Consider the following 1,340-nt stretch of genomic DNA (forward strand, 5'->3'; position numbering starts at 1 on the left):
ATCACAGTATTTGGCGGTCACCACAGCCGCAAGCGCTTCAGGGCTGGCGATACTCTGGGGGATCGGCTGTGCAGGCTTAGGCGCGGTAATGACAGAGGTACTGGTTGATGTTGTTTCACATTCACGGCAAGCATACTTGGTTTGCCTGTGCTTAATGACGCTGATCTTCTCTGGAATAATGTTGACTTGTTCGCTTTCTTGCACACCGCATTCACGCATCACATGACCACAGCAATCGCACATAGGGCTGTCAAGAGTATAAGATCTTTCTTCACGTTCAAGGTGCTCAGGTAATCGTTTTCGACCCGTTTTACCTTGTTGTTTATTTTCATTTTTATTTGTGGATTGATCCTGCTCAGCTTCATTGAATGTGCCTTTCGGCATTTTCTCACTGCGTTGACCAAACTGCTTATTGCGGTTGAGTTGCAATTGTTCCAAAGCGATATTAAGGCGGTTTTCCAAGTCTTTATTTTTAGCATTGAGCACCTGATTTTCATGCTGCAACATTGCCAGCATTTTTTTTAGTTGTTCAATATTATCAGGCTGTTCAGTTGTCATTAATTAGCGTTCAAGACCAATAGATAGCGCTAGTTTGCCTGCTGTATTTGATCATGCAACCGCTATTTAGCGATCCAGTGATGATCACCTCACTGTCAGGCCATTTAAGGGTTTATGCCCATGGGATACTTCTAACGATAAGCCTGATAGTAACCAATTTAGCTGATGCTGGTTGATTGTCAGCGCGTCTTGTTCGTCGTTAGCGCCAGGCCACTTAAAGCGACCTTTTTCTAGCCGCCGATAGTAAAGCCAAAAACCATTAGTATCCCAAAATAAAATCTTAATTTTGTCCCGGTGGCGATTACAAAAAATAAACCAGGCTTGATTCAACGGATCCATTTCCAATACATCACTGACGATTAAAGATAAGCCATCAATGGCTTTACGCATGTCGGTATGGCCGGTAACAAGATAGATCTGCTTATGTGGTGTCATGCTGATAGCACGCGTAAAAATTGTTGTAATTTGCTTGGCGCTAATGAGGCTGGAAAAGAAAACAGATAGCCGTTGGGCAATGCCAGCGTGAGTGGCTGGTCAGGTTTAATTTCAGGAAAAATCAGCGGCACCACTTTTTGCTTAGTTGATGACGAATGCGGGTTAAGTTTTTTAGTCCACGCATAAAATGTAGATAGGGTTAAGTCATTGGTTTTACAAAATTCAGCTTTGGTTAATTTACTTTCAGTTTGCTGCTGAAAAATGCGTTGCCAGTATTGTATTTTATCGTTTTTTGACATGATTGTTTTCCTAGATTTAGTTAGGAAATAATCATGTCACATTTGAAG

General features: G+C 41.9%; 3 protein-coding genes. All 3 read right to left on the reverse strand.

Translation table 11 applies throughout. The features are described 5' to 3' along the window. Window positions 1-558: IS66 family transposase zinc-finger binding domain-containing protein (locus AAEZ02_RS21665; protein WP_351124988.1), on the reverse strand; the 558-nt coding region annotated here is incomplete at its 3' end. Window positions 559-642: 84 nt separating this feature from the next. Beyond that, a complete protein-coding gene (gene tnpB, locus AAEZ02_RS21670; protein ID WP_124011564.1) occupies window positions 643-993 on the reverse strand; it encodes an IS66 family insertion sequence element accessory protein TnpB in 351 nt (116 codons plus the stop codon). Beyond that, window positions 990-1,292 carry an IS66 family insertion sequence element accessory protein TnpA gene (tnpA, locus tag AAEZ02_RS21675; protein WP_124011565.1) on the reverse strand — a complete coding sequence of 101 codons (303 nt, stop codon included), beginning with the start codon at window positions 1,290-1,292 and terminating at the stop codon, window positions 990-992. The genes tnpB and tnpA overlap by 4 nt, the downstream gene beginning before the upstream one ends. Between the last annotated feature and the right edge of the window lie 48 nt (window positions 1,293-1,340).

This window comes from Shewanella sp. T24-MNA-CIBAN-0130, assembly GCF_040310185.1.
GTDB lineage: Bacteria > Pseudomonadota > Gammaproteobacteria > Enterobacterales > Shewanellaceae > Shewanella > Shewanella psychromarinicola.